This is a genomic window from Desulfurococcus sp. (genome assembly GCF_049970475.1).
Classification (GTDB): Archaea; Thermoproteota; Thermoprotei_A; order Sulfolobales; family Desulfurococcaceae; genus Desulfurococcus; species Desulfurococcus amylolyticus.
This window is the reverse complement of the sequence record NZ_JBMFMW010000129.1, coordinates 1-2,670: the sequence shown is the minus strand read 5'-3', so window position 1 is coordinate 2,670 and position 2,670 is coordinate 1. Positions and strand designations below refer to the sequence as shown.

General features: G+C 44.9%; 3 protein-coding genes. 2 read left to right on the top strand and 1 reads right to left on the bottom strand.

The window, feature by feature from the left end:
- A partial coding sequence (locus ACP5N5_RS06585; RefSeq protein WP_428134287.1) for an alanine:cation symporter family protein occupies nucleotides 1–198 on the top strand: 198 nt, incomplete at its 5' end.
- Nucleotides 199–249: 51 nt separating this feature from the next.
- Here ACP5N5_RS06585 and tes read toward each other — a convergent pair.
- On the bottom strand, nucleotides 250–1,968 hold the full coding sequence (gene tes / locus ACP5N5_RS06580; RefSeq protein WP_428134283.1) for a tetraether lipid synthase Tes: 1,719 nt from the start codon (nucleotides 1,966–1,968) through the stop codon (nucleotides 250–252).
- 90 nt (nucleotides 1,969–2,058) lie between these two features.
- Here tes and ACP5N5_RS06575 point away from each other — a divergent pair, with 90 nt between their 5' ends.
- Nucleotides 2,059–2,640 carry an adenylate kinase family protein gene (locus tag ACP5N5_RS06575; RefSeq protein ID WP_428134279.1) on the top strand — a complete coding sequence of 194 codons (582 nt, stop codon included), beginning with the start codon at nucleotides 2,059–2,061 and terminating at the stop codon, nucleotides 2,638–2,640.
- Nucleotides 2,641–2,670 lie beyond the last annotated feature (30 nt).

Sequence of the window (2,670 nt, the reverse complement as noted above, 5' to 3'; positions counted from 1 at the left end):
AGGTGGATATGGAGGTTCATGTGGGTTATACCCATAATACCTGCAGCAATTGCTGAAACAGAAATGTTCGAGGTATTCTGGAATTTCGCTGATATGGCAAATGGTCTCATGGCTATACCAAACCTGATAGCTGTCGCGTATTTTGCACCAGTGGGTATAGGGCTTATAAGGGATTTCCTAAGGTCTGGAAAAATATAATTGATTCATGCATCTGATTCATTTAAAATAATTTTTTTGCTGACTCATTTATCATGCCTTGGAGTGGATTACTCCTTCATATGCTAGCTTATATATTTCACTGGACTCCAGCCTCCTCCTATCCCTAATATATTTCCTGGTTACCTGTCCTTTTGGTAGACCGTATTTGCTCGAGTATTCTTCAAGTGATATACCGTATTCTTTATGTATTTTATCCCTGTATATGTCGTCGAATATGTTGAATGCGCAGAAAGGTATTAATCTACCATCTGGCACCGAGTAATGTATATTACATCTCTGTACCCTCTGTATATCGTAGTTGTAGAGGTCCATGAAGTGCATTTGGCCCAGGAATAATAGCTTGTAATGGAGCTCACCCAGTGCCTCATAGCTTCGCTTTATTATAACGTTGAACAATAGCTTGTATAAGTCGAATTCCTCGGGCTGCTTGCTTGAGTCAATGAATTTCCTTATGGAATATAACAGCCTCAGCCCAACCATATACCTGTTCGACCCAGTTACGAGGTCCTCCCATTTCTCTCTTAGGTATTCGAGTAAACCCTCCACATCCACGAAACTAGTGATAGGGATCAGCTTTATCTCGTTGCTTTTTTTCTCGACATATATATAGGTTCCAACGCCGCATATCGGGTGGTTACTCATCTCGAACTTGAATTCGCCGCTGAATCCCTCTATGAACCTTGAGAATAATGCGCTAACGTTTATCGGGAACCATGCATCTCTGGTTACCTGTCCATCGGTCTGCTCCTCTATCAACTTTACTACCTCTGGTATTGTTATCCTGTACTTTTCCCTCTCATGCTTCTTCATGTATCCAGTGAGGCTCACCGGCTGGAAGTTCACTGCTCTTATAACATCCATGTGTTTAGCAGCGAACCTGACTATAGCTCCGAGCTCATGTGTGTTCACGCCTTTAATAACCGTTGGAACCAGTACAGTACTGGTCATGCCGGCCTTCCTGAACGTCTCAAGTATGTATGGTACCTCCCAGTGGTTCTTCCAGTTTGTTACGGGCGTTACCCCGTCGAAGCTGAGGTATACTGTGTTTACGCCGCTGCTTCTCAGCTCCCTAGCGTACTCGACCGCTTTAACTGGGTCCTCTATATATAGCTCGGCGAATCTTATCCCATTAGTATTTAACTGTATGTGTCTTACCCCCTCTTCCTTTAATAGCTTCACGATGTCGACGAGGTCCTCCCTTAATAATGGTTCCCCTCCAGTCAACTGTATTGCAACGGTTACACCCTGCTTCTTAATGCTTCTAACCATATCCCTTATTTGATCCAGTCTCGGCTCGTAGACGTATCCCGAGGCCTCCGAGTAAAAGAAGCAGTACCAGCAGGATAAGTTACATCTATTTGTTACAACCATATTCACCAGCGCCGTATGTTGTTTATGCATCGGGCATAATCCACAGTTGAATGGACATAGTGTTTTAACCTGTGTGTATATGTGTCTAGCCCCCCTCCCGTCTTCAGTGTACTTTACAACCCTCTTATAGAAATCTACATCGCCGTAGTATAGTTCCTCGATTTCACCGTGTTCCGGGCAGATTCTTCTAATATATACCTTCCCATCTCTCTCAACTATTACAGCTGGGAGAACCCTGTAGCAGTATGGGCAAACACTTGTTGTAAGGGATAATACTTCCTCGCCGCTATGTAGCTTCGGCAGGATGTAAACTATTTCACCGGGCTTCTTTGATGACTCCTGAATACTCAAATCACCCACCAGGTAGTCTATAAACATGTTATAACGGGATCCCTATTTAAAAACTTGGCTGGCTCCAGGTTCGTGTTATAATAAGGGCGACTTCGCTAATAAACCAGGGGTGTTTAAATGGGTAAGATAATAGTGGTAGCTGGGGTACCTGGTACAGGGAAGACCAGTGTATCAAGGGAGCTGGCCTCCCTGACGGGGTTTCAGCTAATCGAGCTTGGGAGGTATGCCTTGGAGAGAGGGCTAGTTACTGGTTTCGACGATGAGAGGGGTAGCTATGTGATAGATGAGGATGCTTTGTCGCGTGAGGTGTCAATGCTTGCTGGGAATAGTGAAGGCTATATCATAGTTAGCACCCATTACCCTGAGATCCTGGATCCCAGTGTAGTTGAAAAAGTATTCGTGCTGAGAACGCATCCCCTGGTACTGGAGAAGAGGCTTGAGTCGAGGGGGTGGGACAGGAGGAAGATCAATGAGAACGTGATGGCCGAGATACTTGGTGTCGTATCATATAATGCGTTAACAGTGTTCGGTGAGGAAAAAATATATGAGATCGATACATCTAACACTACACCAGGCGAGGTAGCAGGGCTCGTAGCCGATATACTAAGCAATAAGACTGTTATCCCCCCAGGCATCAGAATAGACTGGCTCTCAGTACTCCCAGCCGAGGAGTTATCGAGGTTTGAGAGCTATGAGTAGGGGAGGATTCATACTAGCGTCGTGGAGCCA

Excerpts from the sequence above, each read along its gene's own strand:
- ACP5N5_RS06575 (WP_428134279.1), top strand. The coding sequence starts at position 2,059 with ATGGGTAAGATAATAGTGGTAGCTGGGGTACCTGGTACAGGGAAGACC.
- tes (WP_428134283.1), bottom strand. The coding sequence starts at position 1,968 with ATGTTTATAGACTACCTGGTGGGTGATTTGAGTATTCAGGAGTCATCA.